Source organism: Methylosinus sp. H3A, assembly GCF_015709455.1.
Taxonomy (GTDB): Bacteria; Pseudomonadota; Alphaproteobacteria; order Rhizobiales; family Beijerinckiaceae; genus Methylosinus.
This window is the reverse complement of sequence record NZ_JADNQW010000005.1, coordinates 477,660-494,949: the sequence shown is the minus strand read 5'-3', so window position 1 is coordinate 494,949 and position 17,290 is coordinate 477,660. Positions and strand designations below refer to the sequence as shown.

General features: G+C 66.3%; 17 protein-coding genes. 6 read left to right on the top strand and 11 right to left on the bottom strand.

The genetic code is table 11. The features are described from left to right. Positions 1 to 162 precede the first annotated feature (162 nt). The 4 genes from argJ to IY145_RS05390 all read right to left on the bottom strand — a co-directional run bounded on the left by argJ (position 163) and on the right by IY145_RS05390 (position 6,209). A complete protein-coding gene (argJ, locus tag IY145_RS05405) occupies positions 163 to 1,410 on the bottom strand; it encodes a bifunctional glutamate N-acetyltransferase/amino-acid acetyltransferase ArgJ (protein ID WP_196407268.1) in 1,248 nt (415 codons plus the stop codon). Between the two features lie 101 nt (positions 1,411 to 1,511). Next, the gene (locus IY145_RS05400) at positions 1,512 to 2,396 is read right to left on the bottom strand and encodes a peptidylprolyl isomerase (protein ID WP_196407267.1); all 885 of its coding nucleotides are present in this window, start codon (positions 2,394 to 2,396) and stop codon (positions 1,512 to 1,514) included. A 151-nt stretch (positions 2,397 to 2,547) separates the two neighbouring features. Further along, positions 2,548 to 5,484 (bottom strand): bifunctional [glutamine synthetase] adenylyltransferase/[glutamine synthetase]-adenylyl-L-tyrosine phosphorylase, encoded by a 2,937-nt coding sequence (locus IY145_RS05395; RefSeq protein WP_246721794.1) that lies wholly within the window; start codon positions 5,482 to 5,484, stop codon positions 2,548 to 2,550. A 131-nt stretch (positions 5,485 to 5,615) separates the two neighbouring features. Beyond that, positions 5,616 to 6,209 (bottom strand): 5-formyltetrahydrofolate cyclo-ligase, encoded by a 594-nt coding sequence (locus tag IY145_RS05390; protein WP_196407266.1) that lies wholly within the window; start codon positions 6,207 to 6,209, stop codon positions 5,616 to 5,618. 239 nt (positions 6,210 to 6,448) lie between these two features. On the opposite strand from IY145_RS05390, the gene IY145_RS05385 reads away from it, so the two are divergent. Together IY145_RS05385 and IY145_RS05380 are read left to right on the top strand one after the other, a co-directional pair. Beyond that, positions 6,449 to 6,841: a type II toxin-antitoxin system RelE/ParE family toxin gene (locus IY145_RS05385; RefSeq protein WP_312030558.1), complete on the top strand. Its 393-nt coding sequence runs from the start codon at positions 6,449 to 6,451 to the stop codon at positions 6,839 to 6,841. Further along, a complete protein-coding gene (locus tag IY145_RS05380) occupies positions 6,835 to 7,140 on the top strand; it encodes a helix-turn-helix transcriptional regulator (protein WP_196407265.1) in 306 nt (101 codons plus the stop codon). Before IY145_RS05385 ends, IY145_RS05380 begins: the two co-directional genes overlap by 7 nt. A gap of 15 nt (positions 7,141 to 7,155) precedes the next feature. Here the strand turns inward: IY145_RS05380 and IY145_RS05375 are convergent, their stop codons facing one another. The 3 genes from IY145_RS05375 to IY145_RS05365 all read right to left on the bottom strand — a co-directional run bounded on the left by IY145_RS05375 (position 7,156) and on the right by IY145_RS05365 (position 9,990). Continuing rightward, the gene (locus tag IY145_RS05375) at positions 7,156 to 7,896 is read right to left on the bottom strand and encodes a class I SAM-dependent methyltransferase (protein ID WP_196407264.1); all 741 of its coding nucleotides are present in this window, start codon (positions 7,894 to 7,896) and stop codon (positions 7,156 to 7,158) included. Beyond that, entirely contained in the window at positions 7,896 to 9,119 is a 1,224-nt protein-coding gene (gene mnmA, locus IY145_RS05370) for a tRNA 2-thiouridine(34) synthase MnmA (protein ID WP_196407263.1), read from the bottom strand. The genes IY145_RS05375 and mnmA overlap by 1 nt, the downstream gene beginning before the upstream one ends. Before the next feature lie 136 nt (positions 9,120 to 9,255). Next, positions 9,256 to 9,990: a GNAT family N-acetyltransferase gene (locus IY145_RS05365; RefSeq protein WP_196407262.1), complete on the bottom strand. Its 735-nt coding sequence runs from the start codon at positions 9,988 to 9,990 to the stop codon at positions 9,256 to 9,258. Between the two features lie 167 nt (positions 9,991 to 10,157). On the opposite strand from IY145_RS05365, the gene IY145_RS05360 reads away from it, so the two are divergent. From IY145_RS05360 to IY145_RS05350, 3 genes are all read left to right on the top strand, one after another. Further along, on the top strand, positions 10,158 to 10,370 hold the full coding sequence (locus tag IY145_RS05360; protein ID WP_196407261.1) for a hypothetical protein: 213 nt from the start codon (positions 10,158 to 10,160) through the stop codon (positions 10,368 to 10,370). A 124-nt stretch (positions 10,371 to 10,494) separates the two neighbouring features. After that, positions 10,495 to 11,436, top strand: a complete 942-nt coding sequence (locus IY145_RS05355) for a ribose-phosphate pyrophosphokinase (RefSeq protein ID WP_196407260.1) — start codon at positions 10,495 to 10,497, stop codon at positions 11,434 to 11,436. A 54-nt stretch (positions 11,437 to 11,490) separates the two neighbouring features. Continuing rightward, positions 11,491 to 12,999, top strand: coding sequence for an acyl-CoA synthetase (locus IY145_RS05350; RefSeq protein WP_196407259.1), 1,509 nt, complete (start codon positions 11,491 to 11,493; stop codon positions 12,997 to 12,999). A gap of 84 nt (positions 13,000 to 13,083) precedes the next feature. Here the strand turns inward: IY145_RS05350 and IY145_RS05345 are convergent, their stop codons facing one another. The 3 genes from IY145_RS05345 to hemN form a co-directional block, all read right to left on the bottom strand. Beyond that, positions 13,084 to 13,575, bottom strand: a complete 492-nt coding sequence (locus IY145_RS05345) for a polymer-forming cytoskeletal protein (protein WP_196407258.1) — start codon at positions 13,573 to 13,575, stop codon at positions 13,084 to 13,086. A 44-nt stretch (positions 13,576 to 13,619) separates the two neighbouring features. Then, the gene (locus IY145_RS05340) at positions 13,620 to 14,360 is read right to left on the bottom strand and encodes an ATP-binding protein (RefSeq protein ID WP_196407257.1); all 741 of its coding nucleotides are present in this window, start codon (positions 14,358 to 14,360) and stop codon (positions 13,620 to 13,622) included. Between the two features lie 284 nt (positions 14,361 to 14,644). Continuing rightward, positions 14,645 to 15,991: an oxygen-independent coproporphyrinogen III oxidase gene (gene hemN / locus IY145_RS05335; RefSeq protein WP_196407256.1), complete on the bottom strand. Its 1,347-nt coding sequence runs from the start codon at positions 15,989 to 15,991 to the stop codon at positions 14,645 to 14,647. 219 nt (positions 15,992 to 16,210) lie between these two features. Between hemN and IY145_RS05330 the strand changes: the two genes are divergently transcribed. Next, entirely contained in the window at positions 16,211 to 16,600 is a 390-nt protein-coding gene (locus tag IY145_RS05330) for an AprI/Inh family metalloprotease inhibitor (RefSeq protein ID WP_196407255.1), read from the top strand. A 141-nt stretch (positions 16,601 to 16,741) separates the two neighbouring features. Here IY145_RS05330 and IY145_RS05325 read toward each other — a convergent pair whose 3' ends face one another. Next, complete coding sequence (locus IY145_RS05325; protein WP_196407254.1) at positions 16,742 to 17,149, bottom strand: hypothetical protein; 408 nt, start codon at positions 17,147 to 17,149, stop codon at positions 16,742 to 16,744. Between the last annotated feature and the right edge of the window lie 141 nt (positions 17,150 to 17,290).

Genomic DNA, 17,290 nt, shown 5'->3' with positions numbered 1-17,290 from the left:
TATATAATCCTACTATTAAAATATGTTTATGCAAGACGGATAACGCCGCCCTGCCGAATTCCCAGCGAGAAATTCGGGAGGAGCGGTTTTTTGGTCGCGAGAAACTTATAAAAATAGGTGGGTTTATCGACCGCTGGCCGGCGGGTCGTGCGGACGGCTACCTCAACTCCGATAGTCGCCGTTGATCGCGACATATTCCTTTGTCAGATCGCAGGTCCAAACGCGCGCCGCGCCGGAGCCGAGGCCGATGTCGACATGAATGGCGATCTCGTCGCGCTTCATGATCTGCGAGACTTCCGCCTCGTCGTAATCGGGATCGCGCAGGCCCTTGTGGGCGACGCGTATGTCGCCGAACCAGATGGAGAGCTTGTCGCGATCGGCGGCCTCGCCGGACTTGCCCACCGCCATCACCACGCGGCCCCAATTGGCGTCCTCGCCGGCCACAGCCGTCTTCACCAGCGGCGAATTGGCGATCGAGAGGGCGATGCGCTTGGCCGCCTTCGGGCTCTCGGCGCCGATCACCGTCACTTCGACGAATTTGCGCGCGCCCTCGCCGTCCTTCACCACTTGGTGGGCGAGATCGAGCAGCACCTCGTCCAGCGCGCGGCGGAAATCCTCGAGACGGCGGTCGCTCACCTTCTCGATGACGGGCGCGCCGCGCTCGGCCGCCGCGCCTGTCGCGAAGAGCAGCAGCGTGTCCGAGGTCGAGGTGTCGCTGTCGACGGTGATCGCGTTGAACGAGCCTTGCACCGATTTCGACAGCAGGCTCTGCAGGACTTCGGCGTCGATCGGCGCGTCGGTGAAGACGAAGGAGAGCATCGTCGCCATATCGGGCGCGATCATGCCGGCGCCCTTGGCGACGCCGGCGATCCGCACCTCGACATCGCCGAGCTGCGCTGTGCGCGTCGCGAGCTTGGGATAGGTGTCGGTGGTCATTATGGCGGAGGCCGCCTCGCGCCACGCCTCGCCCCGCGCGTCGGTGACGAGCTTGCCCAGCACGGGCTCGAATTTCGTGGCGTCCAGCGGCTCGCCGATGACGCCGGTCGAGGCGAGGAACACCTGCTTCTCGGGCACGCCGGCGGCGGCGGCGACGAGCTTGGCGGACAGCTTCGCCGCCTCCTTGCCCGCTTTGCCGGTGAAGGCGTTGGCGTTGCCGGAATTGACGAGCAGCGCCCGCGCCTTGCCGCCATCGAGCCGCGCCCGGCACCAGTCGACCGGAGCCGATGGACATTTGGAGCGCGTGAACACGCCGGCGACCTGCGTCCCCTCGTCGAAGAGGGCGAGCATGACGTCGGTGCGCCCGGCATAGCGTATGCCGGCCTGCGCCACGGCGAAGCGAACGCCTTCGATCGGCGGAATGTCGGGATAGGTCTTGGGGGCGAGCGGCGAAACGGGAGCGGCCTTGGCCATGGCTCGGTGTAGATCCTGAAAAAGCGAGAGCGAAGGGGGATAGAGTGGCGAGCGTGAGTGGCTTCCCCACTCACTACCCCCCACTCACAACCGTCCGATGACTATTTCTTTTTTTCCGCCGGCTTGGCCTCGGCGGGCTTGTCGCCGGGCTTGGCCTCGGCGGGCGGCGCCTCGGTGCGCTCGATCTTGGCGCCCTGGCGCAGCTCGACGATGAGGTCCGACTGGGCCTTCTGCGCCACATAGCGGGAAACCTGGTCGCGCACCTGGTCGAGCGGCGGGAAGACTTTCGGGCGCTTCTCGTCCAACTTGATGACGTGCCAGCCGAATTGCGTCTTCACCGGATCGGAGATCTGCCCCGGCTCGAGCTTGAAGGCCGCCTCGCCGAACTCCGGCACCATGCGGTCCTTGGTGAACCAGCCGAGATCGCCGCCCTGCGCGCCCGTATCCTTGGAGAGCTCGGTGGCGACTTTGCCGAAATCCTCGCCGCCCTTCACGCGCTTGTGCGCGGCCTTGGCCTCGTCCTCGGTGGTCACCAGAATGTGGTGAGCGTGGATCTCGGTCTCGGGCTTCTGATTCTTGGCGGCCTCGTCATAGGTCTTCTTGACGGCGGCCTCGGTGGTCGCGTCCTTGGAGACCTTGCCGAGCAGGGCCTCCATCAGCGCCTTGTCGCGCAGATAGGCGAGCTTCTTGGCGAAATCCGGGGTCTCGCCGAGCTTGTCGCGCTGCGCCTTCTGCACCACGAGCTGCTCGTCGATGAGGAAATCGAGAATGTAATTCTCGCGCGCCTTGCCTTCCAATTGCCGCGGCAGACCGGCGCCGAGATCGTCGAGCGCGATTTTCACGTCTTCGTCGGTGATGTCGACGCCATTGACCTTGGCGAGAACCTTGGCCTGCGCCGAGGCCGCGCCCATCGCCAGCAGGGCGCAGACGCCGATCGCGGCGAGGACGCCCCGGCTGCCGAGACGCGTGGTCTTGAGGTGAGGCATGTTGGTCTCCAACAAAAGAGCGACAGGCGGAGAGGCCTGTCGCGACAGGGGGTCCACTAGAGCAAGTCCGCGCAAAGGGGAAACGGATTTTTCGGAAGGCGCGGACGAAATCGGATCATCTCTAACGAATTCTTCAGTGAATTTGTAGGCTTCACGCGCCGAGCAGGGAAACGAAGAGCGCGCGAGTGTTTGTCTCGGTCTCTGCGAGCAGGGCTTCGAGCTGTTTCATATCCGGCGATTCGCCCGCCCGCAACAGGAGCTCGACGAGTCCGCGCGGCGCTTCGGCGGGGTCGAAGTCGCTGTCGATGGCGAGCCTCAGCAGCTGCGTGAGACCTTGGTAGAGCGAGGCCGCCTGCGCGAGCGTCGTCGCCGCTTCCGCGTCGAGGAGGCCGCGATCGCACAGACGCTCCAGCGCGATGCGCGTCGTCGGAGAGAGAATGTCGGGATGCGCCGCCGCGTAACGAAGCTGCAGATATTGCGCGATGAATTCCACATCGACGAGGCCGCCCCGCGCCTGTTTCAAATCCCACAGGCTCTTTGCGGGCTTATCCCTTTCGAGCCGCGCGCGCATGTCGCGCACGTCGGCGGCGAGCTTTTCATTTTCGCGCGGACGCGTCAGAGCGTCGCGGATCGCGGTCTCGACCGTCGCGGCGAAATCGCGCGCGCCGGCGACGACGCGCGCCCTCGTCAGCGCCATATGCTCCCAGGTCCAGGCCTCGTTCGCGTGATAATCCTCGAAGGCGCGCAGGCTCACGGCGAGCGGCCCCTTGCCGCCAGAGGGACGCAGGCGGAAATCTACTTCGTAGAGCAGGCCTTGCGCCATCGGCGCGGAGAGGGCGGCGATCAATCGCTGCGTGAGGCGCGCATAATAGGCCGCCGCGGCGAGCGGACGTTCGCCATCCGACTCGGCGTGCGGATCGGCGTCATAGAGCAGCATGAGATCGAGATCGGAAGCGGCGGTCATCTCGCGTCCGCCGAGCTTGCCGAGCGCGACGACGGCCGCGCCGCCTCCCTCTATGTGCCCATGCGTACGGGCGAATTCCGCCTCGACGCGCGGCAGCAGCGCGGCGATGACGCATTCGGCGAGACGCGCATAGGCGAGGCCCGCCTCCGCCACGGAGAGCGCGCCGGTCAATATCCGCACGCCGACGAGAAATTTTTGCTCCTGGCCGAAGACGCGCGCGGCGTCGAGCGCCTCTTCATAGCTGCGCGTTTCGGCGAGGCCGCGCTCGAGCGAGGCGGCGAGCTCGGCTTCGCCCGGCAGATGCTCGAAAAAGGCCGGCTCCAGCACGGCGTCGAGCACGCGCGGGCGCCGCGAGATCGTCGCAGCCAGCTTGGGCGCCGCGCCGGTGATTGCCGTCAGCAGGCGCAACAGGCGCGGATTGGAGACCAGCACCGAGAATAATTGCACGCCGGCGGGCAGGCCCGCGAGCAGCCTGTCGAAAGCGAGAAAGGCCTTGTCGGCGTTCTCTGTCGCGGCCAGCGCCTCGAGCAGCGCCGGCGTCAGCTCGGTCAGGCGTTCGCGCGCCTTTGTGGAGCGCGTCGCGGCGTAGCGGCCGAAATGCCAGCCGCGAATGGTTTCCGTCACCGTCTTGGGATGCGCGAAGCCGAGGCGCTCCAGAGTCTCGAGCGTGCCGGGATCGTCCTCGCCGCCGGTGAAGACGAGATTGCCCGTCTGCGAGGAGAGTTGCGGCGCGCTCTCGAACAGGCGCGAATAATGGCTCTGCACTGTTTCCAGCCGCGCCACCAGCGCGCGCGTGAACTCTTCGAGCGTGGCGAAGCCAGCCATGCGCGCGATGCGCAGCGCCTCTTTTTCGTCGCGCGGCAAAACATGCGTCTGCTTGTCGGCGACCATTTGGATTCGGTGCTCGACGTCACGCAAGAAGAGATAGGCTTCCGAAAGCTCATCGCGCACGCGCGGCTCGATCCAGCCATTGGCGACGAGCGCGTCCAGCGTCTCCAATGTCGCCCGGCCGCGTAGCGCGGGATTGCGTCCGCCGGTGATGAGCTGCTGCGTCTGCGCGAAAAATTCGATCTCGCGAATGCCGCCGCGGCCGAGCTTCAAATCATGGCCGAGCGCGGTGATCTCGCCATGGCCCTTGAAGGCGTGAATCTGCCGCTTGATCGAATGCACATCGGCGATGGCGGCGAAATCGAAATTCTTGCGCCAGACGAAAGGCGCGAGCTCTTTCAGAAATGTCTCGCCGGCGGGAATGTCGCCGGCGGCGGCGCGCGCCTTGATGAAAGCGGCGCGCTCCCAATTCTGGCCCATGCTCTCATAGTAAGAGAAGGCCGCCTCGAGCGGTATGGCGATGGGCGTCGCGCCGGGGTCGGGACGCAGGCGCAGATCGACGCGGAACACATAGCCGTCCGGCGTGATCTCGGAGAGAATGCGGACCACGCGTTTCGTCATTTTGACGAAGAGATCGACATCTTCGGCAGGCGCGGCGACGCGCGCGCGCGTGCGGTCGAAGAGGACAATGATGTCTATGTCGGAGGAATAATTGAGCTCATCGGCGCCTTCCTTGCCCATGGCGAGGAATATCCAGCCGCAGCCGCGCTCCGGCATGCGCTGGTCATAGAGCTCGAGCTTGCCGGCGGCCGCCGCTTCGCGCAGCGTGAAGGCGATGGCCGCAGCGAGCGCGGCGTCGGCGAGCCGCGTGAGCGCGGCGGTCGCCTCCGTCGTCTCCCAGGCCTTGGAGAGATCGGCGAGCGCGATGAGAAGCGCGCCCTCCTGCTTGGCGCGCCGCAGCGCGCGCATCAGCTCCGCCTCGTCGGCGACGCCCTTCGCCGCGCCCTGCGTCGCCTCGACGAGCCGCGCGAGGCTCGCGTCCGGATCGGTCTCGAGCAGGCGCGCGAGCCGGGCCGGATCGCGGGCGGAAAGCTCGGTGAGATAGGGCGAGGAGCCGAGCGCGCCCTCGAGCAGCGGGCGCGCATTCTCATGCGCCGCGAGCACGGCCGCGAGCGCGCCGGCGGAGTCCCGCTCCTGCACGCGTGCGAGCGCCGCCTCGGCGTGGGCGCGGTCGATGGGCTCGATGATGCGGCTGGCGCGGGAGAGGAGGGAACGGGCGGAATTCGTCAGGGGCATTTTTCGTCCGTACCCTGCGCTCATCGGGATTGCGACCGGCTCTCAGAAAAGGGCGCTTCTTCCTTCTCCCGCAGGGCGGGAGAAGGAAGAAGCGCGTCGAGATTCGGCTGACGCGGCGACGCGAAGACGCGTCACGAGAACGCGATCAACTCCTGCTCCGTCAGCAGAAAATCCAGCTTCTGGTCATGCGGCTCGGTCGGCACGGCGTCGGTCTCCTGGCAAGCGTAGGCGACGCCGACGGCGACGATGCGCTTTTTCGCGCGAAGCTGCGAGAGCGTCGCGTCATAAATGCCTCCGCCATAGCCGAGCCGATAACCCTTGCGGTCGAAGGCGGCGAGCGGCGAGAAAACGATGTCGGGATCGAAGGAGGGCTGCGTCTCGGGGGGCTCGGAAAGGCCGAAGGGGCCCTTCACCAGATCGTCGCCGGGCGTGAAGGCGCGGAAGATCAGCGGGCGTTTCACGGCCGTCATCACCGGCAGGGCGGTGGCGATCTTCGCGGCGGCCAGCGCCTCGATGAGCGGGCGGGTGTTGAGCTCGCTGCGAATCGGCCAATAGACCGAGACGACTTCCCCGGTCTCGGGCGCGCGCGGCGCGAATTCGCGGACCAGAGCCAGCGCGCGTTCGGCCACGCGCAGAGAGGCGGCGTGGGCCTCCTCATGGGAGACGAGGTCGCGGCGGGAGAGCGTCCGCCGGCGCAGTTCGGTCTTGGCGTCGACGGCGGTCATGTAAGCGTTCTGGCGTCCGATAGTGTGAAGTGCGGGCCGCGTGAGCCGTGGGACATCGATCCCGGGAACCTACAACGTAGGTGGGCGCCGTAGTGACCGAGCCCACGGGCAAGGTCAGGGACAGCTCCCTTAGAGATCGATAAGGCCCCGGGGAATTAAAGTCCGACACGCACCCCGCAGCGCCGCTCCGACAATGTAATCCCGACTGGGCGGGAACGCCAGAGGCGGCGGCGCATCGCTTGCGCGCGCGTATCTTTTTTGATACACCACTTCGCTCGATGACAGAGAGCTTCGAGCCGATCCCGCTCCGTTTCTGGCGCACGATTGCCGGCCGGGAGCCCGTGCGCGAATGGCTGAACGAATTGCCGCTCGACGATCGTCGGGCGATCGGGCGCGACATGATGAAGGTTCAGTTCGGCTGGCCGGTCGGCTTGCCCCTGTGCCGCGCTCTGAGCGGCGGCTTGTGGGAAGTTCGCTCGTCTCTGTCGAGCAGACGGGAGGCCCGCGTATTGTTCGGTTTTCACGAGGGCCGTTTGATCGCCTTGCATGCGTTCATCAAGAAGACCCAACGTACGCCGGGGGAAGAGCTGACGCTCGCGCGACAAAGGCTGAAAGAGGTCGCATCATGGTGACGAAAAAGGAAAGCTCCCGAGAAAATCCGCATATCGGCTCGACTTTCGAGAGCTGGCTGGATGAGCAGGGCCTTCGTGAGGAGGTCACTGCCGCAGCGATCAAAGAAGTGATTGCCGCGCAGCTTTCCGCCGAGATGAAGAAAAAGGGCATCACCAAAGCGCGGATGGCCGAGATGATGGAGACGAGCCGCGCTCAGATCGACCGGCTGCTCGACCCCAAAAACAATAGCGCGACGCTGGAAACTCTCGTGCGGGCGGCGAAAGTCGTCGGCCGACGATTGCGGTTCGAGCTCGTGTGAACTGGGTGGCCCCGGTCACGCGTGCTCGAACGGCCGCCGGCGCTCGCGATAGGGCCGGCGCGAGTGCTCGCCCCAGCGGGCGAGGCGCTCGATGCGCGTCAGAGTGAACAGGCCGAAGGGCGGCAGCACGCGCCGCTCGGTCAGCCGCATGTCGCGGCGCTGGTCGATCCAGTCGCCGATGATCGACCACGGAAATTGCGGCCGCCAGCCGAGCGTCGCCGAAAAGCTCTCGCCGATGAGCCCCTCCAGCGCCGACATCGGCCACTCCTGCGAGCTCACATGATTGACGAGCACGATCTCGCCGCCCGGCCGCACGACGCGGGCGAACTCGTCCAGCGTCTCCTCCGGGTCGGGCACGACGGTCAGCAGATAGGGCGCGACGACGCAGGCGAAGCTGGCGTCCGCGAAGGCGAGCCGGTTCGCGTCCATGCGGGCGAGGCCGGCGACATTGGTCAACCCCTCGCGGGCGACGCGGGCGGAGGCGCGCTGCAGCATATGCTCGGAGAGATCGACGCCGACGACGCGCGCCTTGTCGCGGAACATGGGCAGCTCGAGGCCGGTGCCGACGCCGACGTCCAATATGCGGCCGTCGGCGCGCGAGGCGATCGTCGCCACGGCCCGCCGTCCGGGGCCGAGCACATTGGAGAAGACGAGGTCATAGACAGGCGCCCAGCGCGCGTAGGCCGCCTCTATCGCCTGACGATCGAGGCCATGCTCGAAAAAACCGAAACCGGAGACGCCGCGCGCGTCGCTCATCATGCGCTCCGGTCGAGTTCGAGCGCGGGCTCGGGCGTGGCGGGCTCGGTCGCCTCCGCCTGCGCGATGAAACCGCCGCCCAGCACGCGGCCGCGCTCGTCGTCACGCTCGTAGAAGACGCAGGCTTGGCCCGGCGAAACGCCGAATTCTCCCGCCTCGAAGACGACCTCCGCGCCGCCGCCCGGGAGCGGCCGCAGCAGCGCCGGCGTCGGCGGACGGGTGGAGCGCACGCGCGCCGAGATGGGCAGGCCCTCGGCCGGCAGAGCGGCGAGATCGCCGGCTCCGATCCAATTCACGTCGCGCAGAGCGACGCGGCGCGTCTCCAGCGCCTCGCGCGGGCCGACGACGACCTGCGCCTTGGCGGCGTCGAGCCGCACGACGAAGAGCGGCTCCGCGGCGCGGCCGGAGACGGCGGCGCCGAGTCCGAGGCCGCGACGCTGGCCGATGGTGTAATGGATGACGCCGGCGTGGCGGCCGAGCACGCGCCCGTCCACATGAACGATGTCGCCGGGCACGGCCGCCTCGGGAGCGAGGCGCTCGACGAGATCGGTGTAATGGCCGCTCGGCACGAAACATATGTCTTGGCTGTCCGCCTTCTCGGCGACGTCGAGGGAAAAGCGCCGCGCGAGCTCGCGCACGTCGGATTTGGCGTATTCGCCGAGCGGGAAGCGCAGCATGTCGAGCTGCGCGCGCGTCGTCGCGAAGAGAAAATAGCTCTGGTCGCGGGAGGCGTCCATGGCGCGGTAGAGCGCGCGGCCGCCGCGATCGTCCGCCCGCGAGGCGATGTAATGGCCGGTGGCGAGAGCGTCGGCGCCGAGATCCTTGGCGGTGTCGAACAGATCGACGAATTTCACGAATTGATTGCAGGCGACGCAAGGGACCGGCGTCTCGCCGCTGGCGTAGCTCTGCGCGAAAGTGTCGATGACCGTCTCGCGGAAACGGGTCTCATAGTCGAGCACGTAATGGGGGATGCCGAGCCGCGCCGCCACCTGGCGGGCGTCGTGAATGTCCTGGCCGGCGCAGCAGGCGCCCTTGCGATGCGTCGCCTCGCCATGGTCGTAGAGCTGCAGCGTGACGCCGACGACATCATAGCCCTCTTCGCGCAATAGCGCGGCGACGACGCTGGAGTCGACGCCGCCGGACATCGCCACCACGACGCGCGTCTGCGCCGGCGGCTTGGGCAAATCGAGGCTGTTGAGGAGGCGAGCGCCGGCCGTCGTCATCGTCTGGGACCGTCCGAAGAGCGTTTCACGAGACCCGAGGGCGGGCGTCAAATCCGCTCGAACGGCTCGCAATTCGTTGTAAACCATTATCTGTCCCGCGAGGCAATCCGCCCGAGCCGTCCCCGGCGACGCTCCGTCAGCCTCTATCTGCCGCGCGTTTCCGCCCGTTCAAGGCCGAGAGCGGTGTTTTCTGGCGTCCGGCGGCGTCGAAATTGGCGGGATCGAGAAAGGCCTCGAAGGCGGCCTTGCGCGCCGGCCACTCGCTGTCGAGCATGGAGAACCAGGCCGTGTCGCGATTGCGGCCCTTGACGATCATATGCTGGCGGAAGAGCCCCTCCGGCGAAAAGCCGAGCCGAAGCGCGGCGGCCTTGGACTTCTCATTGGCGTCGTCGCATTTCCAGACATAGCGGCGGCAGCCGAGCGTCTCGAAGGCGTGGGCGGCGAACAAATATTGCGCCTCCGTCGCCGCGGCGGTGCGCTGCAGCGCCGGAGAATAGAGCACCGAGCCTACTTCGACGGCGCGATTCGCCGGTTCGATGTTCAGATAGGCCTGGAAGCCGAGGGCGCGGCCGTCGCGATTGTCGAGCACGGCGAAGAAGAGCGGGTCGTCCGCGGCCGCCTTGCGCTCCATATCGGCGCGGAAGGCGGCCGGATCGGGGAAGGGGCCGACGAATATGTAGCGCCACAGCGCCTCGCGCTCGTCGCCATGCGTCGCCGCATAGAGATCGTCGACATGCGCCGGCGCGAGCGGGACGAGCGTCGTCAACTGTCCAGAAAGGCGCAGGCGCGTCGGAGGAGCGAAGGGGGCCATGAGCGGAGCGGTGACGGGCGCCTCATGCGGAGCAGGCCGGTCCGGCGGCGGTTGTGACATTTTTGTCTCATGGTCGGGAGGAATGCGACGCTGCCGCTCATACCCTATCGCAGTGGCATGGAACATGCCCTAGCTTCTTCATCCGATAAGTCTCGACCGGCGTCCACGTCGGCGCGGGGGAGGAGCGGCGACCCGAGGTTTCGAACTCCTGCGGGGGAGAAGTTTCGATGCTCTATTCCGTTGTGATTCTCGTCTGCTCGCTCTCGGTCTCGCCGAGCGAATGCCGACCCGAGACCGCGATAGATGTCGTCCTGGGCCCAAAAGTGGCGAGCCAGGCGCAATGCGGCTTCCTGGGGCAGGCCACGATCGCCCGCACGACGCTGGCTCCGCGTGAGGGCCAGGAATATCTCAAGATCGTCTGCCGTCGCGGTGAGGCGTGACCTCATCTTGCGTGACCTGGTCGAGCAGCCGAGCGCGCGGGTGTCATATTCCTGCCGTATTGTCCCACGGCCGCATCGCTGCTAAGAGGCCGCCGTGTCATGTGGTGAGGGTCGAGGCGGTTCGATGGCGGCGATGAAAATTCTCGCAGGCAACTCTAATCGCGCGCTCGCCGAGGCGATCGCCGCCTATGTCGGCGTGCCTTTGTGCCGGGCGCAGGTGCGGCGCTTCGCCGATATGGAGGTCTTCGTCGAGATTCAGGAGAATGTGCGCGGGCAGGACACTTTCGTCGTGCAGTCGACCTCGGCGCCGTCGAACGACCATCTGATGGAGCTGCTCATCATGATCGACGCGCTGCGCCGCGCGTCGGCGCGCCGCATCACCGCGGTCATCCCCTATTTCGGCTACGCCCGCCAGGATCGCAAAGGCACGTCGCGCACGCCCATCTCGGCCAAGCTCGTCGCCAATCTCATCACCCGCGCCGGCGCCGACCGCGTGCTGACCGTCGATCTGCACGCTGGGCAGATCCAGGGCTTCTTCGATATTCCGACCGATAATCTCTTCGCCGCGCCGGTCATGGTCGCCGACATCAAATCGCACGCCAAGCTGCCGAATGCGATGGTGGTCTCGCCCGACACCGGCGGCGTGGTGCGCGCCCGCGCCCTCGCCAAGCGCATCGATGCGCCGCTCGCCATCGTCGACAAGCGCCGCGAGCGCGCCGGCGAATCGGAAGTGATGAACATCATCGGCGACGTCGTGGGGCGCAATTGCATCCTCGTCGACGACATCGTCGATTCCGGCGGAACTCTGTGCAACGCCGCCGAGGCGCTGCTCGCGGCGGGCGCGATCTCGGTCTCGGCCTATATCACCCATGGCGTGCTGTCGGGCGCGGCGGCCGAGCGCGTCGCCGCCTCCAAGCTGAAAGAGCTGGTGCTGACCGACACGATCGCGGCCACGTCCGCGGTGCAGGAGGCGCGCAACATTCGCGTCATCTCGATCGGCGCGCTGATCGGCGAGGCCATCGCCCGCACGGCGCGCGAGGAGAGCGTGTCCAGCCTGTTCGATTGATCGATTCGCGCTCGCTTCTCCCCTTGTGGGAGAAGGGGCGGAGTTTGTGAGCACATGATCGAGCCCGTCCCCGCCCGCTTCAATCTCGCCCGCTATTGCATCGCCGATCACGCGCGCGCCCATCCGGGCAAGACGGCGATCGTCATCGTCGGCGACGAGGGCGAGCAGAACTGGACCTATGCCGCGCTGGACCGTGATGTGCGCGCGCTGGCGGCGGGCTTTCGCGGTCTCGGCCTTTCGTCCGGCGCGCGGGTGATGATCCGCATGGGCAATGAGGCGGGCGCGGTCCTCTCCTATTTCGCGGCCATCGCCGCCGGCTATGTCGCGCTGCTCGCCTCCTCGCAGCTCACTTTCGAGGAGGCCTCGTTCCTGCTCGAAGATTGCGGCGCCGCGGCGCTCGTGCTCGGTCGCGATTTCGAAGGCGAAAATCACTCGCGCGAAGGCGTCGCGGTCCTGCGCGGCGATGATCTCGCGCGTCTCGTCCAAGGCGCGCCGCTCGAGGATTACGCCGACACCGCCGCCGACGATCCCGCCTATCTCGTCTACACCTCCGGCACGACGAGCCGGCCCAAGGGCGTGCTGCATGCACATCGCGCGGCCTGGGCGCGCCGGCCGATGTATGCGTATTGGCAGGGTCTCACATCGGCGGATGTGATGCTGCACGCCGGCGCGATGAATTGGACCTATACGCTCGGCGTCGGCGTCGTCGATCCGCTCGCCAATGGCGCTTGCGCCGTGCTCTACAATGGCCGGCCCGACCCGTCTGTCTGGCCGCGCCTCATCGAGCGTCATCGCGCGACGATCTTTGCCGCCGTTCCCGGCGTCTATCGCCAGATTCTCAAATATGCGGCGCTCGAGACGCATGATCTCTCGAGCCTGAGGCATGGGCTCACCGCAGGCGCCGCTTTGTCGCCGAGCCTGCTCGAGGAATGGCGCGCGCGCGCGAAGACCGAGCTCTTCGAGGCCTTCGGCATGAGCGAAATCTCGACCTTCGTGTCCAGCGCGCCGACTGTTCCCGTGCGGCCGGGCTCGCCCGGGCGGCCGCAGCCGGGCCGTATCGTGGCGGCGCTGCCGCGCGAGGAGGGGACCGAGCCGCTCGGCGCCGGCGAGACCGGCGTGCTCGCCGTGCGCCGCGACGAGCCGGGCTTGATGCTGCGCTATTGGAACCGGCCGGACGAAGAGAAGGAAGCTTTTCGCGGCGACTGGTTCGTCTCCGGCGATCTCGTCGAATTCGACGCCGACGGATACATGTGGCACCACGGCCGCGCCGATGAGGTGATGAACGCTCTCGGCTATCGCGTCTCGCCGGCGGAAGTGGAGAAATGTCTCTTGGCTCATCCGTTCATCGCCGATGCGGCGATCGCGGAACGGCCCGGCCGCGACGATCAGACGATCATCAAGGCCTATGTCATCCTTCATGATGGAGCGACGCTGGGCGAGGAGGATATCCTCGCCCATTGCGCCGAACATCTCGCAGCCTATAAGCGGCCGCGACAAATCGTTTTTCTCGAGGGCCTGCCGCGCAATCGCAACGGCAAGCTGATGCGCGCGGCCTTGCCCTAGATCACGTTCCCGAAACGAACATGCGCTTTCAAATAAGTCGAGAGCGCATTCGGACGTGATTTGTCCGAATGCGCTCTAATCTCGTCAGGCCTTGCGACGATCGCGCAGCGCGCGCGACGAAATGCTGGTGACGGGCGCCGCTTCGGCATCGGCGTCATTGGAGGCGACGAGAGCCGGCTTCTCGAAATTCTTGAAGGAGGCTTTTTCTTCCTTCGCATTCGTGGGCTTGCGCTCGGAGCGGATTTCCGTCGATTCTGCCGTGCCGAACAGCACGCCGCCTTTCTCGACCTCGATCTCGCCATAGATCCACTTGCCCTCGACACGCCCTGTCGAGCGGACGATGAGCAATTGCTTGATGGTGATATCGGTGCCGATGCGGCCATAGATATCCGCGTCGGAGACCGAGATCGCGCCATTGACGACGCCCGACGGGCCGACGATCAGCTGGCTGCACGAAATTTCGCCGTCGACGGCGCCGTCGACGACGATCGTGTCCTGCGCTTTCACCGAACCCGTCAGCGACACGCCTTCGCCGATATAGACGACGTTCTTTTCTTCAGGTCGAAAGTCTTTCACCACAATGGTCTCCTTTTTTTGCGCCGTTTACCGGCTTCTTCGAATTAGATTTTCTCGGAGGGCGGGGCGACGTAGCTGCGCAGTCCCGCGGCTTCGAAATTGGTCCATGAACGTTCGAGCCAAGTGCGGACATAGCCGCGGAGCACGAAGGAGCGCGGCCGATTTTCGGCGCCGCGCGCGGGCTCGTCGAACACGAAAGCAGAAAATGGCAGCCCGGTGAGCTCCACGGCCTCATAGGCGAGCGGATCGAGCCGCGGCACGATGATTTCGCGGTTGGCGTCGCTCTCGCCGAGATAGCGTCGAGAAAAGCGGGCGTTCTCCTGAAAGAAATTGGAGCCGTTGATGAAGTTCTTGACGATGCGATATTCGCATTTGCCCTTGTAGGGCCCCATCTCCTCGATCTCGGAGAGCGAGGCGACGGACGCGCCGATGAGATGCAGCACCAGCACGCGCGCCTCGCCGCGCGACGCCGCGTCGAGCAGGCCGACATCCTCCATGAAACGCAGCGTGCGCGTGAGCTGTCCGGCTTTGATGTCGACGATGGTGACGGCGTTGTGCTCGGTGAGGCTTTCGACGAGACGCGCCTGATGGCGCACGTCCCTGATGTCGATGATCTCTGCGATATCGGGATAGAAGCGTTTCAATGCGCCGGTCGGCGCCTGCGTGTCGTAGACGCGCACTGCGCGGTTCGCCATCTGCAGGAAGTCGATGAGAAGCCTCGTCACCGTCGTCTTGCCAACTCCGCCCTTGTCGGCTCCGACCAGAACGAGCGGCGATGCGAGCATTATCTTGATTCCTCGGAATGATCTGCGACGCGCCGCTCCGTCGATGAAACGCGTGGACGCGACGCTCTACGATGAAACTTGTGGGAATCGCCTAGGCGATAGTACTTAGTTCATAATGAGACAATTCGAGGTTACGATCGCTTTGTCAATGCCAACCCTAGGTGGAATGAAATTGAATCGGGGATAAGAAACACATCAGTAATAACACATGTGACGGCGACGAGTCGATCGCGTCGCACGCGTCGCGTGTCGATGTTTCGAGAGATGGTTGATCTGCGAGAGGCTTACACGGCGACAGAGTGTCGAGCGGCCTTGGCTTCGAGATAGGCGTCGAAGGCGGCTGCGGCGAGACGCGCGAAGGGACGGCCGCGCGGCGCGATCGTCAGGCGGCGTCCGTCGAGCGCGACGAGGCCTTCGTCGACCAGCGTCGCAAGGCGCGGCAAGGCGTCGTCGAAAGCGTTCTCACGAAAATCATGCGCCGCCGCGACGGCCCCGAAATCGACTGAGAAATCACACATCAAGCGTTCGATGACGGCGCTGCGCGCTCTATCTTCCGCGGTGAAGGCGAGGCCGCGCGAAATGGGCAGACGCTCCGCCTCGACGGAACGGCGCCAGTTCCCCGTGTCGCCGATATTGCCCACATAGCCTTGCGGTAGACGGCCGATGGAAGAGACGCCGAGGCCGATGAGCGCATCGGCCTCGTCGGTCGTGTAGCCTTGGAAATTGCGATGTAATTTGCCATTGCGCGCGGCCAGCGCCATCGTGTCCTGCGGCCGTGCGAAATGATCGAGGCCGATCGCCTCGAAGCCTTCCGCCTCCAGCGTCGCGCGCACCGCCTCCGCCTGAGCGAGGCGTTCATTCGCGCCGGCGAGCGCCGCCTGGTCGATCAGTTTTTGATGCACGGCGAACCACGGCACATGGGCGTAGCCGAAAACGGCGAGCCGGCTCGGCGAGAGACCTGCGGCGAGTTTCGCCGTGCGGATGACGTCGTCGACGCTCTGCTCCGGCAGGCCGTACATCAGATCGAAATTGATCGCCTCGAGTCCGGCGGCGCGCAGTATGGCGACGCAGCGCTCCACCACCTCATAGGGCTGCTCGCGGCCGGCCGCTTTCTGCACATGCGGATTGAAATCCTGCACGCCGAGCGAGACGCGATTGACGCCCGACGCGACCAGCGCGTCGGCGAGCGCGGCGTCGACGAGGCGTGGGTCGAGCTCGATCGCATGCTCGACGTCGCGCGCGATGTCGAACTGCTCGCCGAGCACATGCGCCACCTCGCGGAAGCGCGAGGGGCCGAGCATGCTCGGCGTGCCGCCGCCCCAATGAATGGAGCGCACATGGCGCGCCGGCGTCGAGGCTGCGACGAGCTCGATCTCGCGCAGCAGCGTCTCCTTATAGGAGGTGAGCGGCGCGTCTTGGCGCAGCGCCTTGGTGTGGCAGCCGCAATAGGTGCAGATCGCCGGGCAGAAGGGCACATGCAGATAGAGTGACAGATTCGCCTGCGGCGAGAGCTCGGCGAGCCAGCGCGCAGCTTGGTCCGGCCCGACATCCGCCGAGAAATGCGGAGCGGTGGGATAGCTCGTGTAACGCGGCGCCGAACGTTCGGCGAGAGCGAGAGAGGCGCTGGTCATATGTGTCGGCTCCGATCGCGAGGGGGGCTCCCGCGGCTCCTCGCAGGATCATTTAGACCTTGCCGGCCGGCTTCGCAAAAGACTCGTGCGACAGAAAGCTCGACGTCCGGCGGCGTCCGACGGCCGGGGTGACGAATTTTCTTGTCCGCAGCCTTTGTCTTCGCGCAGGGAGAGCGCAATATTCTTCAGCGATTCGCAGATGATTTCCCGGAGCCCTCCATGTCGAAATTTCCCGGAGCCACGGCCCTGGCCGCGAGCCTCGGCCTGGCCCTCGCGGCCGGCCTGCCGAGCTTCGCGCCGCCCGCCGGCGCGGCGCAGCCGGGCGTCGCCGGCCGCTATGCGATCCTGCGCGCCGGCGACAAGGACACGGGCTGCATGCTGACGCTCGACGACCGCGGCCGCGGTCCCGGCGGCTTCCGCGCCCAGCTGGCGCCCGCCTGTCGCGACCAGGGCGTCGTCATCTTCGATCCGGTGGGCTGGTCGCTCGAGCGCGGCCGTCTCGCGCTCACCGCCCGCAAAGGCCACAAGGCGCATTTCGACCAGGAGCCCGACGGGCTCTGGCGCCGCGACGCCAAGGAAGGCAAGGCGCTGTCGCTGCGGCGCCTGTGACGTTTCCAGACGAAAAAGGCCTCCCGGAGGGGAGTCCGGGAGGCCCAGCACTCGCCGTCGCGCGAGAGGGGGCGGGGAGGCGGCGGCGGGCTTCGGCGCCCCTGGCTGTAACCAGACGCCGAATTCTATGAAGCGCGAATATCAGTTGCAGACCTGCACGCGGCGATAGGCGACGACATTGCCCCAGCCGTCGACGACCGGCTGATTGGCCGGATAGCAGCCGCCATAGCCATAGCCGCCGCCGTAATAGGGCTGCGAGGCGGCCGCCGCCACGGCGCCGACCGCGAGAGCGCCGAGCACGCCCGCGGCGACCGGAGCGCCCCAACCGGAACCGTGATGGCCGTAGCCGCCATAGCCCCAGCCGGGTCGGCCATAGCCGCCGCCGTGACCCCATCCGCCGCCGTGATGGCCCCATCCGCCGCCGTGACCCCAGCCGCCATGATGATAGCCCCAGCCATCGGCGCGGGCCGGCGTGGCGGCGCCCACAGTGGTCGCGGCGATGACGCCGGCGATCGCGATTGCGGCGATTTTCGTGATGCTCGCGCCCATGGACGCTCTCCTTCGCTCATTCGGCCGCGCCCTGCGCCGGCCGGCAATTCCTGATGACGAAGGAAAGGTTAACCTCGCGAAGCTGAACGGCGCATGGCCGCTCCGTTCATCTGGCCTTCAGGAAAGCGGGCAAAAAACGAA

Bases quoted from the DNA above. Each gene is read 5' to 3' on its own strand.
- argJ (WP_196407268.1), bottom strand. From the start codon at position 1,410: ATGGCCAAGGCCGCTCCCGTTTCGCCGCTCGCCCCCAAGACCTATCCC.
- IY145_RS05400 (WP_196407267.1), bottom strand. From the start codon at position 2,396: ATGCCTCACCTCAAGACCACGCGTCTCGGCAGCCGGGGCGTCCTCGCC.
- IY145_RS05395 (WP_246721794.1), bottom strand. From the start codon at position 5,484: ATGCCCCTGACGAATTCCGCCCGTTCCCTCCTCTCCCGCGCCAGCCGC.
- IY145_RS05390 (WP_196407266.1), bottom strand. From the start codon at position 6,209: ATGACCGCCGTCGACGCCAAGACCGAACTGCGCCGGCGGACGCTCTCC.
- IY145_RS05380 (WP_196407265.1), top strand. From the start codon at position 6,835: ATGGTGACGAAAAAGGAAAGCTCCCGAGAAAATCCGCATATCGGCTCG.
- IY145_RS05375 (WP_196407264.1), bottom strand. From the start codon at position 7,896: ATGAGCGACGCGCGCGGCGTCTCCGGTTTCGGTTTTTTCGAGCATGGC.
- mnmA (WP_196407263.1), bottom strand. From the start codon at position 9,119: ATGACGACGGCCGGCGCTCGCCTCCTCAACAGCCTCGATTTGCCCAAG.
- IY145_RS05365 (WP_196407262.1), bottom strand. From the start codon at position 9,990: ATGTCACAACCGCCGCCGGACCGGCCTGCTCCGCATGAGGCGCCCGTC.
- IY145_RS05360 (WP_196407261.1), top strand. From the start codon at position 10,158: ATGCTCTATTCCGTTGTGATTCTCGTCTGCTCGCTCTCGGTCTCGCCG.
- IY145_RS05355 (WP_196407260.1), top strand. From the start codon at position 10,495: ATGGCGGCGATGAAAATTCTCGCAGGCAACTCTAATCGCGCGCTCGCC.
- IY145_RS05350 (WP_196407259.1), top strand. From the start codon at position 11,491: ATGATCGAGCCCGTCCCCGCCCGCTTCAATCTCGCCCGCTATTGCATC.
- IY145_RS05340 (WP_196407257.1), bottom strand. From the start codon at position 14,360: ATGCTCGCATCGCCGCTCGTTCTGGTCGGAGCCGACAAGGGCGGAGTT.
- hemN (WP_196407256.1), bottom strand. From the start codon at position 15,991: ATGACCAGCGCCTCTCTCGCTCTCGCCGAACGTTCGGCGCCGCGTTAC.
- IY145_RS05330 (WP_196407255.1), top strand. From the start codon at position 16,211: ATGTCGAAATTTCCCGGAGCCACGGCCCTGGCCGCGAGCCTCGGCCTG.
- IY145_RS05325 (WP_196407254.1), bottom strand. From the start codon at position 17,149: ATGGGCGCGAGCATCACGAAAATCGCCGCAATCGCGATCGCCGGCGTC.